Source organism: Rhizobium sp. JAB6 (assembly GCF_003024605.1).
In the GTDB taxonomy this organism is placed as follows: domain Bacteria; phylum Pseudomonadota; class Alphaproteobacteria; order Rhizobiales; family Rhizobiaceae; genus Rhizobium.
Genome location: NZ_PYJQ01000011.1, coordinates 112,612 through 126,922, shown reverse-complemented (window position 1 = coordinate 126,922; position 14,311 = coordinate 112,612). Strand labels below are relative to the sequence as shown.

General features: G+C 60.5%; 9 protein-coding genes. 5 read left to right on the top strand and 4 right to left on the bottom strand.

Annotated elements, in window-relative coordinates; all coding sequences use genetic code 11:
- Positions 1-18 precede the first annotated feature (18 nt).
- A complete protein-coding gene (locus tag C7U61_RS19005) occupies positions 19-816 on the top strand; it encodes a ParA family protein (RefSeq protein ID WP_106999625.1) in 798 nt (265 codons plus the stop codon).
- Between the two features lie 33 nt (positions 817-849).
- Positions 850-1,734 carry a ParB/RepB/Spo0J family partition protein gene (locus tag C7U61_RS19000; protein WP_106999624.1) on the top strand — a complete coding sequence of 295 codons (885 nt, stop codon included), beginning with the start codon at positions 850-852 and terminating at the stop codon, positions 1,732-1,734.
- Positions 1,735-1,818: 84 nt separating this feature from the next.
- Here the strand turns inward: C7U61_RS19000 and holA are convergent, their stop codons facing one another.
- The 3 genes from holA to leuS are packed head-to-tail and all read right to left on the bottom strand — an operon-like array spanning position 1,819 to position 6,011.
- The gene (gene holA, locus C7U61_RS18995) at positions 1,819-2,856 is read right to left on the bottom strand and encodes a DNA polymerase III subunit delta (RefSeq protein WP_106999623.1); all 1,038 of its coding nucleotides are present in this window, start codon (positions 2,854-2,856) and stop codon (positions 1,819-1,821) included.
- 13 nt (positions 2,857-2,869) lie between these two features.
- Complete coding sequence (lptE, locus tag C7U61_RS18990; RefSeq protein WP_106999622.1) at positions 2,870-3,391, bottom strand: LPS assembly lipoprotein LptE; 522 nt, start codon at positions 3,389-3,391, stop codon at positions 2,870-2,872.
- The gene (gene leuS, locus C7U61_RS18985; protein WP_106999621.1) at positions 3,381-6,011 is read right to left on the bottom strand and encodes a leucine--tRNA ligase; all 2,631 of its coding nucleotides are present in this window, start codon (positions 6,009-6,011) and stop codon (positions 3,381-3,383) included. The genes lptE and leuS overlap by 11 nt, the downstream gene beginning before the upstream one ends.
- Before the next feature lie 200 nt (positions 6,012-6,211).
- On the opposite strand from leuS, the gene C7U61_RS18980 reads away from it, so the two are divergent.
- A complete protein-coding gene (locus C7U61_RS18980; protein WP_106999620.1) occupies positions 6,212-6,871 on the top strand; it encodes a YggS family pyridoxal phosphate-dependent enzyme in 660 nt (219 codons plus the stop codon).
- Positions 6,872-6,889: 18 nt separating this feature from the next.
- Here C7U61_RS18980 and pdxY read toward each other — a convergent pair whose 3' ends face one another.
- The gene (pdxY, locus tag C7U61_RS18975; RefSeq protein WP_106999619.1) at positions 6,890-7,765 is read right to left on the bottom strand and encodes a pyridoxal kinase PdxY; all 876 of its coding nucleotides are present in this window, start codon (positions 7,763-7,765) and stop codon (positions 6,890-6,892) included.
- Between the two features lie 293 nt (positions 7,766-8,058).
- Here pdxY and C7U61_RS18970 point away from each other — a divergent pair, with 293 nt between their 5' ends.
- Positions 8,059-12,849 carry an NAD-glutamate dehydrogenase gene (locus C7U61_RS18970; protein ID WP_106999618.1) on the top strand — a complete coding sequence of 1,597 codons (4,791 nt, stop codon included), beginning with the start codon at positions 8,059-8,061 and terminating at the stop codon, positions 12,847-12,849.
- A gap of 51 nt (positions 12,850-12,900) precedes the next feature.
- The gene (locus tag C7U61_RS18965) at positions 12,901-14,289 is read left to right on the top strand and encodes an MFS transporter (protein WP_181315876.1); all 1,389 of its coding nucleotides are present in this window, start codon (positions 12,901-12,903) and stop codon (positions 14,287-14,289) included.
- Positions 14,290-14,311: the final 22 nt, after the last annotated feature.

Here is a 14,311-nt window from a genome sequence, read left to right as displayed (position 1 = left end):
CAATTGGATATGCGGCAAATGATCGGCGAGCGAAACCGGATTATTACCATCGCAAATCAAAAGGGCGGCGTTGGCAAGACGACGACCGCCATTAACCTTGCCACGGCGCTCGCCGCTATCGGCGAACGCGTCCTGATTGTCGATCTCGATCCACAGGGCAATGCCAGCACCGGTTTGGGTATTGAACGGCGCGATCGTAAATTGTCGTCCTATGACCTCCTGCTAGGTAGCCATGGCATCATGGAAACGGTGCAGGAAACGGCCGTGCCGAATCTCTTTATCGTGCCGTCGACGATGGACCTGCTCGGGATCGAGATGGAGATCGCCCAGCAGCCTGATCGTGTCTTCAAGCTGCGGCGCGCGTTGAATACGTCTGATGCCCTCTCCTTTTCCTATATTCTCGTGGATTGCCCGCCCTCCTTTAATCTTCTGACTATGAACGCGATGGCTGCGGCGCATTCCGTTTTGGTCCCGTTACAATGTGAATTTTTCGCCCTGGAAGGCCTCAGCCAGCTGCTTGAGACGGTGGATCAGGTCCGGCGCACGGTAAACCCTTCTCTTGATATTCAGGGAATTGTCTTAACCATGTTCGATTCGCGCAATAATCTTGCACAGCAAGTCGTTAGCGACGTACGGACCCATTTGGGCGAAAAGGTCTACCGCACGTTGATTCCGCGCAACGTGCGCGTGTCCGAGGCGCCTTCCTATGGCAAGCCGGCCATTCTTTACGATCTGAAGTGCGCAGGCAGCCAAGCCTATCTCCAACTGGCTTCGGAAGTCATTCAAAGAGAGCGGCAGCGCAAGGCTGCCGCCTGATATCGAGTATTTGTTTCAGGGTGAGTATCGGCGATGAATGATGATCTTTCGAAGCGGCGCCTCGGGCGCGGACTGGCGGCTCTCATTGGGGAGATGGATCAGCCGACGCCTGTGGATGCCAACAGACCGGCGGTGAATCCCGATCGCCTCGTCCCTATCGAATTCATCAGCCGCAACCCGCGCAACCCGCGCCGCTATTTCGATGAGACTGAGCTGCATGATCTTGCCAGCTCCATTCGCCAGCACGGCATCGTTCAGCCGGTCGTCGTTCGCACCGTTTCCACCGATCGTTATGAAATCATCGCCGGTGAACGGCGCTGGCGGGCGGCGCAGCTTGCCGGCCTGATCGAAATCCCGGTGATCGTTCGCGATGTCGATGACAAGACCGCACTTGAGATCGCGATCGTCGAGAATGTTCAGCGCGCGGATCTCAATCCTCTTGAAGAAGCTCTGGGTTACGAGCAGCTGATTGCCGAGCACGGCTACACACAAAACGATCTCGGCGAAATCATCGGCAAGAGCCGCAGCCATGTTGCCAACTCACTGCGTCTGTTGAAGCTTCCCGACCCTGTCCGCGATATGCTTGCCGCCGGCTCGCTTTCCGCCGGCCACGCCCGTGCCCTGGTTTCCACCTCCGATCCGGCGGCGTTGGCGCGGACCATCGTTTCAAAAGGGATGTCGGTGCGCGATGCCGAGCGTCTCGCGCAGAACGACATCAAGGCTCAGAACGACCCCCGCCCCGCGGGCGCGCGCAGGGATGAGAAGGATTCCGATACGCTGGCGCTGGAACGCACGCTATCAGACACGCTGGGGCTGGACGTCTCGATCAACCACCGGGGCAATGGCGGTCAGGTGAAGATCAGCTATAAAACGCTGGAGCAGCTTGAAGAAATATGCCGACTGCTAGAGCGTCGCTGACATAGAGAAACCCCAGTAATAACAGGCGGTTATTCAGAGCCCGTGCTTTTTGCGAACTCTGAGTGCTATGATTCCTGTGAAACATCAGCCCTTGCGGGCTGACTGGAGAGTGGTCGCAAGCAGGGTTTGCGTTGCGATCGTGTCTTCGAGGCTGGCGCGCTGGCGTGTCTGCAGAATGGCCGTTTGCAGCCTGTTCATCTCGCGGGCGATGGCGGGAGCGTTCCAGCTTTTCAGTGCCTGTTCGATCACGGGCTTGCGCCTGAAATGGAGATGGCGTCCAAGCGTCTGCATGACCTGAGCGGGTGCCAGGCGCTTTTCATCCATCTCGGCCCGCATCGTATCAAGCATCTGAAACTGCCTCAGACAGCCTTGCAGCACGAGAAACATCGGCGTCTTGGATGAGGCGATCTTCTGCATAGCATGCAGGAAGGCTGGAGAATCCCCTTTTAGGATGGCATCGACGGCGTCGTCGGTGGAAATAGCGCTGGCATCGCCAATGATTTCGATCACGTGCTCTTCTTCGATCGTCGCCTGCCCGCGGCAGTAAAGCGCAAGCTTTCGCACCTCGTTGCGCGAGGCAATGCGATCGCCGCCGAGAAGTTCGAGCAGTGCCTGGCGGGCAGCATGCGAGATGCGCAGGCCTTCATTTGCCAGCTCGGTGTCGATCAGATTGTTGAGCGCCCTTGCATCATCGGCATAACAGGGAATGGTTGCCACGGTTCGCGCCGGCTCTGCCACCTTGCGCAATCCCGATCCCTTCTTGAGATCGCCGGCTTCGACGATGACGAAACTGGCATTGGGCGGATCGTCCGCGATGATCTGCAGCGCATCGACCAGCGCCTTCTCATTGGCGGCGCCGCGAATCCAGACGAGCTTTTCGCCGCCGAACAGGCCGATGGCGTTGACTTCGTCGAGAAGACGGCCCGCATCATTCTGCAGGTCGGTTATATCGAGCTTGATGAGGGAAAATGCGTCGTTCAGATCGACGCCCGTCTTGCCGGCAATCTGCGCGGCCCGTTCGGAAACGAGACCGCGATCCGGACCATAGATCACGAAAATCCGGTAGTTGCGCGCGGCATTTTGCAGGAATCCGTCAAATTCATGAGACTTGATTTCTGCCATGCCGCGCTCTCTATCAGCGGCTGAGCGCTGCAGCGATGTCGGCAGCCACCATTTCGGCGACTTCGCGGGCGGCACGGTCTTCCGAATCACGAATTGCGCGCTGTTTGGCGAATTCCTGCGTCGGGAAATCGACCAGCGAAGTTACCGCGCGGCTACCGGATTTGATGACCTTGCCGGTACCGATCTCCCTCAGCGTGAAGGAAACGGTCACGGTCGTGCGGCCTGCGGCCGACGTACTTGAAGACGGAAGATAGAGCACGCCGCCGGTGCCGGAGCTGACGCTCAGATCGACATTGTATTTTGGCGTCTTGGTCTCGCCTGCGCCGCGTCCAGCGATGAAGATCAGCTGGTTGCGCACCTGGAGACCGACGCGCGAGCCGACGTCGGAGAACGAGACTTCCGACAGTTTCTGTATGACGCCGGTGCTGACGGCATAGAGCGGCCGAACCTGACATGCAGACAGGAGGCCGGCAACCGCCACCAAAGACGCGACGCCGGCCATGCGGGCGAATTTGAAAACTCTATCAGACGACAATGTTTACGATCCTCTGTGGAACGACGATGATCTTCTTTGGCGCCTGACCATTCAATGCGCTCGTGACGGCATCCAGGGCGAGCACGGCCTGTTGCACGGCATTCTGATCTGCATCGCGCGCGATTGTCAATTCAGCGCGCTTCTTGCCGTTGATCTGAACGGGATAGACGATCTCGTTCTCGATCACGAGCGTCTCGTCATAAACGGGCCATGGGCTCGTCGCGACCATGTTGACCTTGCCGAGCGCAGCGGAGCATTCCTCAGCCAGATGCGGCGTGATCGGCGCAACCAGCGCAATCAGAATTTCCACGGCTTCGCGAACGGCAGAACGATATGCGCTATCCGCCTGGCCGGATGCGACCTTGCCGAGCGGTGCCGCCAGCGCGTTGACGAATTCATAGATGCGGGCGACCGCCTTGTTGAAGGCGAGTTTGTCGTAATCACCCTGAACGGCCTTGAGCGTACGATGGGCGATCTGCGAAATCGCCAGCGCCTCGCCTTCCTTGGCGGCAACCGATTCAACCGTCTTCAGCGCATCGGCAGCTTCGGAGATCAGCCGCCACATGCGCTGCGTGAAGCGATGCGCGCCTTCGACGCCAGATTCCGACCAGATAACATCGCGATCAGGCGGTGAATCGGAGAGTACGAAGAAGCGGGCCGTGTCGGCGCCATAGGAAGCGATGATATCATCGGGATCGACGACGTTCTTCTTCGATTTCGACATCTTCTCGATCGAGCCGATGGTAATGTCCTCGCCCGATGACAGCAGTGTCGCGCGGCGCTGGCCGTCGACCTCTTCGATCTTTATATCGGCCGGCGACACCCATTCGCGCGTCAGGCCGCTTCCGCGGCTATAGGTTTCGTGCACGACCATACCTTGCGTGAACAGGCCCTTGAAGGGCTCCTTCACATCGAGATGGCCGGTTTCACGCATGGCGCGGGTAAAGAAGCGCGAATAGAGCAAATGCAGGATCGCATGCTCGATGCCGCCGATATACTGATCGACGGGCAGCCAGCGATTGGCGGCCTTCGGGTCCGTCGGCTGGTTTTCCCAGGGAGCGGTGAAGCGGGCGAAATACCAGCTCGAATCGACGAAGGTGTCCATCGTATCGGTTTCGCGGCGCGCAGCCTTGCCGCATTGCGGGCAGGCGACATGGCGCCAGCTGGCGTGCCGGTCGAGCGGATTGCCCGGCTGGTCGAAACTCACGTCGTCGGGCAGCTTGACCGGCAGGTCCTTCTTCGGCACCGGCAGCACGCCGCAGTCCTCGCAATGGATGACCGGGATCGGACAGCCCCAATAGCGCTGACGGGAGATGCCCCAATCGCGCAGGCGGAAATTCACCTTGCGCTCGGCCTGCGGTGCATTGCCGAGGCTCGTTTCGGAGAGCTTGGTCGCAACCGTCTGAAAGGCTTCATCGGTGCTCATGCCGTCGAGGAAGCGGGAATTGATCATCACGCCATCACCGTCATAGGCGGTGTCGCCGATACTGAAGCTCGCAGCATCGCCATCGGCAGGCATAACAACGGGGACGACCGGCAGGCCATATTTACGGGCGAAATCCAGGTCGCGCTGATCGCCGGATGGGCAGCCGAAGATGGCGCCCGTGCCATAGTCCATCAGTACGAAATTGGCGATGTAGACAGGCAGCTCCCAGGATGGGTCGAAGGGATGGCGGACGCGGATTCCGGTGTCCATGCCCTTCTTCTCTGCGGTTTCGAGTGCCGCCAGCGAGGTGCCGGCGCGGCGGCACTCCTCGCAGAAGGCTTCGATGGCCGGATCCTTGGCAGCCGCCTCCTTGGCGAGCGGATGGTCGGCCGAGATCGCCAGGAAAGAGGCGCCAAACAGCGTATCCGGACGGGTCGTGTAAACCGTGATTTCGCGATCGCTGTTGGGAGCGGTTTCGGCCACGATTTCCCAGCGGATGGTCAGGCCCTCGGAACGGCCGATCCAGTTCTTCTGCATCAGCCGCACTTTTTCCGGCCAATGGTCAAGCGTATCCAGGGCATCCAACAGTTCCTGGCTGAACTCGGTGATCTTGAAGAACCATTGCGTCAGCTCGCGCTGCTCGACGAGCGCGCCCGAGCGCCAGCCGCGTCCGTCGATGACCTGCTCGTTGGCGAGTACGGTGTTGTCGACCGGGTCCCAATTGACCTTGGACTTCTTGCGGTAGACCAAGCCCTTCTCCATCATGTCGATGAAGAGCATCTGCTGGCGGTGATAATAGTCGACGTCACAGGTCGCGAACTCGCGGCTCCAGTCGAGCGACAGACCCATTGCCTTCAGCTGGGTGCGCATCGAGGCGATGTTCTGGTAGGTCCATTCCTTCGGATGCACCTTGTTGTCGCGTGCGGCGTTTTCCGCCGGCATGCCGAAGGCGTCCCAGCCCATCGGATGCAGCACGTTATAACCGCGGGCGCGCTTGTAGCGGGCGACGACGTCGCCCATGGCGTAGTTACGCACATGGCCCATATGGATGCGGCCCGACGGATAGGGAAACATCTCCAGAACGTAGTATTTCTCACGCGGATCGGCATTGTCTGTCACGAAGACCTTCTCTTCGTTCCATTTTTTCTGCCAGCGGGGCTCGGCATCGCGCGGATTATAACGTTCGCTAGTCATCTGTTCTTGTATTCCGGAAAATCATGGGGAGTCAGGCGTGACCTTCACCACGAAACCACCCGAGCGTCAAGTTTAGCGGTTGCAGCAAGTGCCTTATCTTGCGATGCAAAGCCGGATTCGGACGTATTGGCCCTTGGCAAAGCCTGCCTGCCTGATTACTGCAAGGTTTGAGAAGCAAGCGAACATATCGAGGCGAAAAGATGGAACTTCAAGAGCGCCTGAACGAAGTCCGATCCCATATCGCGGCGGCTGAACATCAGGCTGGCCGGCCGAGAGGTTCCGTGCAGCTCGTTGCCGTTTCCAAGACCTTTGACGCCGATCAGATCCGCCCGGCGATTTCGGCCGGCCAGCGGGTGTTCGGCGAAAACCGCGTGCAGGAAAGCCAGGGCAAGTGGCCGGAGTTGAAGGCCGAAACGCCTGGAATCGAGCTGCATCTGATCGGGCCGCTGCAATCGAACAAGGCCGCAGATGCCGTGGCGCTGTTTGACGTGATCGAAACCATTGACCGGGAAAAGATCGCGCGGGCCATTGCCGATGAAATGAAGCGGCAGGGCAAGAATTTGCGGCTCTACGTTCAGGTCAATACCGGCCTCGAGCCGCAGAAGGCTGGTATTGCGCCCGACGATACGGTCGCTTTCGTCGATCTCTGCCGGAAGGAGCTCGGGCTTTCGATCGAGGGCCTGATGTGCATTCCGCCGGCCGACGAAAATCCCGGGCCGCATTTTGCCCTGCTGGCAAAGCTTGCCAAGCAGGCCGGTGTCGAGAAGCTCTCCATGGGCATGTCGAGCGACTATGAAACCGCGATTGCTTTCGGCGCCACCAGCGTACGCGTCGGCTCGGCGATTTTCGGCGCGCGATAGGCTGAAAAGCTCTGGCCGTTATTTTTTCCTGCGCTGTGCAGGATGGACGAGGTGGCGCAGCTGCACCATCGCCATCGGTGTCGACAGGCTTGCGGAATCGACGGCCAGCGTCAGTTCGTTGCTGCCGCGCTTGACCGCGCGAGCCAGCACCTCGAAGACGCTGGCTGTCGTCAGCTGCAATGCGCGTTCCTCATCCATTCCCGAAAGCAGACGCGACAGGAAGACCGCGGATAAAAGATCACCGAGCCCGTTCGGCGCGCCTTCCACGCTGCGATGCTCGGCAAGCAGCGCATTTCGGCCGCTGAGATAGAGATTGCCGATACCGCCGGCCATCATCGGCACGGCAGACGTCACCAGCATGCGCGACGGTCCAAGCGCGAGGGCTGCCTCCATGATGGCGTTATTGTCCTCGAGCGGTGCTCCCGCCAGCCAGGCAAGCTCATAGCGGTTCGGCGTTGCGAGCGACGCCAGCGGGATCAGCTGGTCGCGGATCGCTTCCGCCGTCGCCTCCGGCACGTAGAGCCCGCCTGCATCGCCGATGACGGGATCGCAGGCATAGAGAATATCCGGATTTTTCTCCCGCAGCGCCGTCACCAGCCGGGCGACGGCATGCGCCTGGGCAGCGTTGCCGAAATAGCCCGATAGCACCGCCTTAACCTCGGAAAGCCAGGGGGCGGCGATAAGATCGTCCATCGCATGGTCGAAATCGGCTTCGTTGAAGGTCAGCCGCGTCGAGCGGCCATGGCCGGGGTGCCATGGCAGAACGATGGTCGGCAGCGCCCAGACCGGATGGCCAAGCGTTTCCAGCGCAAAAACCGCAGCGCGATTGCCGACGGAGCCTCGAACGACGTGGCTGGAGATGACAATAACGGCGCCGGCCGACACTTGCGACATGATGCTTGCTTTCAAGTTCAGGGCTTCAACTGCAATGTGCCGTTGATGATCCCTTTGGCGCCACTCTGTCAACCGCGCTTCACAGAGTCATGAAAACCTCTGTTGACGAGGTGATTCACGCCGGTTTCCTACATTTGCCATCCTCATTGCACACCGATCGTCCATTTCGGCAAGTTTTTTAAAAAAACCGGCCGAAATCAGTCCGAAAGCAACCAAAATCGCATTCTTTTTGGCAGTTTTTTCGCTAAACCTTCTGCTACTGTCGTCAAAATTCGAAAATCGGGAGGAATTTCATGGCGCCTAAGACCAATCCGAAACGGGAAAAACAGATCGAAGCGGCACGCAAGATTGCGGTGGCGACAGGCGAGACGCATCTCGATCCCGAAATCCTGTTCGGCCGGGCGAGCAATGACGACATGAAGGCTTACAGCCCGGAAATGCTGGCAGTTGCCGCAGCGCACGCGGCGAAGGAACTGGCAGCTTGGAGCGGCACGTCCCCCCGCGTCAGTATTGAGCAGGTCGCCGGTATCGAGCCCGATGGAGTTGCTGTCTCGATCCTTTCGATCACCGACCACAACATGCCCTTCCTCTATGAATCGATCATGGGTGAGGTGACCAGCAGCTACCGCGATCTCTATATGGCGGTGCACCCGATCCTGGTCCTCGAGGGCGGCAAGCCTCCGAGCCTCTATTCAGCCGATCACCCGAGCGATCCGGCCCATCGCGTCAGCCACATTCAGCTGCATATCTCCCCCCTGACGGCGGCGCAGGCAGCGGATCTGACCAGGCGCGTGCAGACCGTGCTCGATCAGACGCATCTCACCGTGTCCGACTGGAAGCCGATGCTGGCGCGCCTCGAGATGGTAATATCGGAACTTTCAACCTATGAAGCGGCGGGCCGCCGCAAGAACGACCGCGATGAGGCACTCGCCTTCCTTGCCTGGCTAAGAGACGGCAATTTCACCTTCCTCGGCATGCGCGAATATGTCTATTCCGGCAAGGGCGCCAGCGCCAAGGTCGAGCGGGATCGAGGCACCGGCCTCGGCATTCTCTCCAATCCGGATGTTCGCGTTCTCCGGCAGGGCAAGGACGCCGTCACGACTACGCCGGAAATCCTCGCCTTCCTCGACGGCCCGGATTTCCTGATCGTCACCAAAGCCAATGTAAAGTCGATCGTCCACCGCCGCGCCTATATGGATTACGTCGGCGTCAAGCGTTTCGACGCTGATGGCAACGTCACGGGCGAGCTGCGCATCGTCGGCCTCTTCACATCGACGGCTTATACGAGCTCTGCCACCGAAGTACCGCTGCTGCGCTCGAAGGTGCAGAAGGTCAAGGATCACTTCGGCTTCGATCCGACAAGCCACTCGGGTCGCACGCTCGAAAACACGCTGGAATCCTATCCCCGCGACGATCTCTTCCAGATCGACACCTCGCTGCTGGCAAATTTCGCCGAGCAGATCAACGACCTGACCGATCGGCCACGCGTGCGCGCATTGCCTCGTATCGATCACTTCGACCGGTTCGTCTCCGTCATCGTCTATGTGCCGCGCGAGGAATATGATTCCGTCGTCCGCGAGAAGATCGGCAATTACTTGAAGTCGGTCTATGACGGCCGCGTCTCCGCCTATTATCCCGCCTTCCCGGAAGGAGGCGTGGCGCGCGTGCATTTCATTATCGGCCGCAGCGCCGGAAAGACGCCGCATGTTCCGCAAGCCAAGCTCGAAGAGGCGATCCGAGCCATAACGGCCCGCTGGGACGAGCGCTTTGCCATGCTGGCCGGCCCGAAGGCGCCGAACATTTCCGTCAGCCAGGCTTTCCAGGAAGCCTTCTCGCCGGAAGACGCCTTTGCCGATCTGCCGGATATCACGGCAACCGCGGGTGCCGAGCCGATCCGCATCGGCTTCTATATCCGCAAGGACGAAACGGGTGACATTCTCTCGTTGAAGATCTTCCATGGAGACGGCAATCTGGCGCTGTCGCGCCGCGTGCCGCTGCTCGAAAATCTCGGTTTCAACGTCATCAGCGAGCGCACCTTCGATATCTATGTCACAGCCAAAGACGACTCGACCGGCCATGTCGTGCTTCACGACATGGAGCTCGAAACCCGCAGCGGCCTGACGATCGATCTCGCTCGCCACGGCGCCGCCCTGGAAGAAGCCTTCCTTGCAGCCTTCGGCGGCACGATCGACAACGACGCTTTCAACCGTCTGATCGTTTCGGCCGATCTCTCAGCCCGCGAAACCAACGTGCTGCGCGCCTATTCCCGCTATCTTCGCCAGGCCGGCATTGCCTATTCGCAGGATTACATCGCCTCCACCCTGGATAAATATCCTGAGATCGCCGCCTCACTTTTCCGCCTGTTTCACGACACGCTTGATCCGAAGCTCAGCGACAAGAATCGTACGAAGAAGCTTGTCGATCTGCATGCAGCCATCGAAGCCAAGCTTGCCGACGTACCGAGCCTCGATGACGACCGCATCCTGCGTCGCTACGTCAACGCCGTCGATGCGACATTGCGCACCAACTACTTCCAGAAGAATGCGGACGGTACACCGAAGGCCATGCTCGCTTTCAAGCTCGATCCGATGCTGCTCGACGGCCTGCCCGAGCCGCGACCCTTCCGCGAAATCTTCGTCTATGGCGTCGAGGTGGAAGGCGTCCACCTGCGCTTCGGCAAGGTGGCGCGCGGCGGTCTGCGCTGGTCGGACCGCGCCGAGGATTATCGCACCGAAGTGCTGGGCCTCGTGAAGGCGCAGCAGGTCAAGAACGCCGTTATCGTCCCCGTCGGCGCCAAGGGCGGCTTCTATCCGAAAAAGCTCCCGGTCGGCGGCAGCCGCGACGACATCTTCACTGCCGGCCGCGAGGCCTACAAGACCTATATCCGCACGCTGCTGTCGATCACCGACAACATCTCCGGCGCCGATATCATACCGCCCGTCGACACCGTACGGCTCGATGGTGACGACCCCTACTTCGTCGTGGCCGCCGACAAGGGCACAGCGACCTTCTCCGACACCGCTAATGCGCTGGCGCAGGAAGCCGGCTTCTGGCTCGACGATGCCTTTGCGTCAGGCGGCTCGGCCGGCTACGACCACAAGAAGATGGGCATCACCGCCCGCGGCGCATGGGAAACCGTGAAGCGCCACTTCCGCGAGATGGATATCGACATCCAGACGACGCCCTTCAGTGTCGTCGGCGTCGGCGACATGTCCGGCGACGTCTTTGGCAACGGCATGCTCCTGTCTCCGAAGATTCGCCTGCTCGCCGCTTTCGACCATCGCGACATCTTCATCGATCCCGATCCGGACATGCCAAAGACGCTCGCCGAGCGGCAGCGCCTATTCAACCTGCCGCGCTCGAGCTGGCAGGATTTCGACAAGTCCGTCCTCTCAAAGGGCGCGATGATCATTTCCCGATCGGCAAAATCGGTGACGCTGACACCGGAAGCGGTCGCCGCCATCGGCATCGAAAAATCGGTGGCAACGCCCTTCGAGATCATGACGGCGATCCTCAAGGCTCCTGTCGATCTCCTGTGGTTCGGCGGTATCGGCACCTACGTCAAGGCGCCGTCCGAAACCGATTCGGAGGTCGGCGACCGTGCCAACGATCCGATCCGCATCACGGCTGAGGACGTCCGCGCCAGGGTGATCGGCGAGGGTGCCAATCTCGGCGTCACCCAGAAAGGCCGCATCGCCTATGGCCTTAAGGGCGGGCGCTGCAATTCCGACGCCATCGATAATTCGGCCGGCGTCAACACCTCCGACGTCGAGGTCAACATCAAGATCGCGCTTGCCAACGCCATGCATGACGGCCGGCTGACACGCGCCAAGCGCGACACGCTGCTTGCCTCCATGACCGATGAGGTGGCGGCGCTCGTTCTGCGCAACAACTACCTGCAATCCCTGGCGATCTCGCTGACGGAGCGCAAGGGCGCTGCCAATGGCCTGGAACTCAGCCGCTTCATGAGCGTGCTGGAAGGGACAAAGCAGCTCAACCGCAAGGTCGAGACCCTGCCCGACGATCAGACCTTCGCAGAGCGTTATGCCAATGGGCGACCGCTGACGCGGGCCGAAATCGGCGTGCTGCTTTCCTACGCCAAGATCGTCCTCTTCGATGCGATCGTTGCCAGCGACTTGCCCGACGATCCCTACTTCGCCGCCACCCTCAGCCGCTATTTCCCGGCCAAGATGCAGCGCTCGAACGCCACCGATATCGAACGCCATCGTCTGCGCCGCGAAATCATCGGCACGGCGCTTGCCAACGAAGCGATCAATCGGGGCGGCCCGGGCTTTGCGGTCAGCATGATGGATGCTACGGCGGCGTCGGCTGCCGAGGTGGTGAAGGCCGCCGTCATCGCCCGCGACGGCTTCGATCTTGACCGGCTCTGGAACGAGACCGACGCGCTCGATGGCAAGATCGGCGGCCAGATGCAGAACCGCGTCTATGGCGAGATCACCGAGGTCTATACCGTGCTGACTCGGCTCCTGCTGAAGACCGGGGCGGCCAAGGGCGAGATCGAGGAAACCGTTGGCCGGCTGCGCGCAGCATTGAAGAAGCTGCGACCCGTCTTTCTGACCCATATTCCTGCGGATTTTGCAGCCGAAATCGCCGCTCGCGAGACGGAATACCAGGCTGCCGGACTGCCGGAGACGCTCGCTTCGGAGATCGCGACGATCTACGCGCTTGTTCTCGTGCCTGAAATCATGCAGATCGCCGAGCGCACCGGCGATACTCTTAACCGAGCGGCGGAAAGCTACTTCACAGTGTCGCAGACCTTCCGCGTCGGCCGTCTGCTGCTTGCCGGCAGCCGTATCGTCACCGGCGACCACTATGAGAGCCTGGCTTTGGCGCGCAGCCTCGACCAGATCGCCGGCGCACGCCGCGATATCGTCATCTCCGCATTGTCCAACCATCCGAAAGACAAGCAGCCGGTTCAGGCGTGGCATGCGGAAGACCGCATCCGCATCAATCGCATCGCCGAAGAACTTGGCGGCCTCAGTGAAAGCGGCGACCCCAATCTCGCCCGTATCACCGTCGCCGCCGGCCTGCTCAGCGACCTTGCGAACGGCCGGGCAAGGTGACACAGTCCGCCCCGACCCGTTAGGCGGATGAGGGATTGAGGGCTAAATCTGGTGGCAACAGAAATTGTTGACAATGACGTGCCGGCAAAAGTGCCGGCACGCGGCATCTGGGGCTGGATGTTTTTCGATTGGGCGGCTCAGCCGTTCTTCACGGTCGTTACCACCTTCATCTTCGGCCCCTATTTCGTCGCGCGGCTGACGGCCGATCCGGTTTCCGCCCAGACGACGTGGAGCAACATGGCGACGATCTCCTCGGTGGTCATCGCCGTCCTCTCCCCCGTCCTCGGCTCGATCGCCGATCAATCCGGCGCCCGCAAACCATGGATCGCCTTCTTCGCCGTCATCAAGATCACAAGTCTCTTCTGTCTTTGGGGCGCAGCACCCGGATCGCCCGCAATCTATCCAGTGATCTTCATGATCCTCGCTTCGATCTCGGCCGAGTTCTCGATCGTGTTCAATGATTCGATGATGCCTCGGCTGGTCGCCAAAGACGATGTCGGCAGGCTGTCGAACGCTGCCTGGGGGCTCGGCTATCTCGGCGGCATGATCGTGCTGATCACCGTTGTTGCACTGCTGGCCGGCAACCCGCAGACCGGCAAGACCATTCTCGGCCTGCCGCCGCTCTTCGGCCTTGATGCCGTGTTGGGCGAGGATGCGCGCATTACCGGGCCAATCTCGGCCGTGTGGTATTTCATCTTCATCCTGCCGATGTTCCTTTTCACGCCGGACGCCGCCCGCGGCCTGCCGCTTGGCGCAGCGGTGCGTTCGGGCCTGCACGAGCTCTCCGCGACCCTCGGCGAGCTCAAGCGCCGGCGCGGAATCAGCCTCTTCCTCATCGCCCGCATGATCTATCAGGATGGCGTCAACGGTCTCTTGATCCTCGGCGGCACCTTTGCGGCCGGCATGTTCGGCTGGGCTACGATCGAGATCGGTATCTACGGCATCATCCTGAACGTCATCGCCATCTTCGGCTGCTTCGCCGCCGGTTACGTCGATCGCTGGCTGGGCTCGAAAATGACCGTCATCATCAGTCTAACACTGCTGCTCGTCGCCACTTTCGGCATCCTCTCGACCGGCCCTGGTTTCACGCTCTTCGGCCTCGTGCCGCTCTCCACCGCCAGCTCGGGCGGTCTGTTCGGCACGGCGGCCGAAAAGGCCTATATCGGCTATGGTCTCTTGATCGGCATCGCCTTCGGGCCTGTCCAGGCCTCCTCACGCTCGTATCTTGCCCGCAGCGTCAGCCTCTCCGAGGCAGGCCGCTATTTCGGCATCTACGCACTGTCAGGCCGCGCCACCAGTTTCATGGCGACACTGTTCTTCTCGCTGGTGACTTATTGGAGCGGCTCGGCCCGCCTCGGCATGGCGACGCTCGTCCTTTTCCTCGCCGGCGGCCTGCTGCTTCTGCTGCCCACGCCCTATCCGGCTGATAAAGCGACGTAGACATAGAAAATCCCGGCTGGTT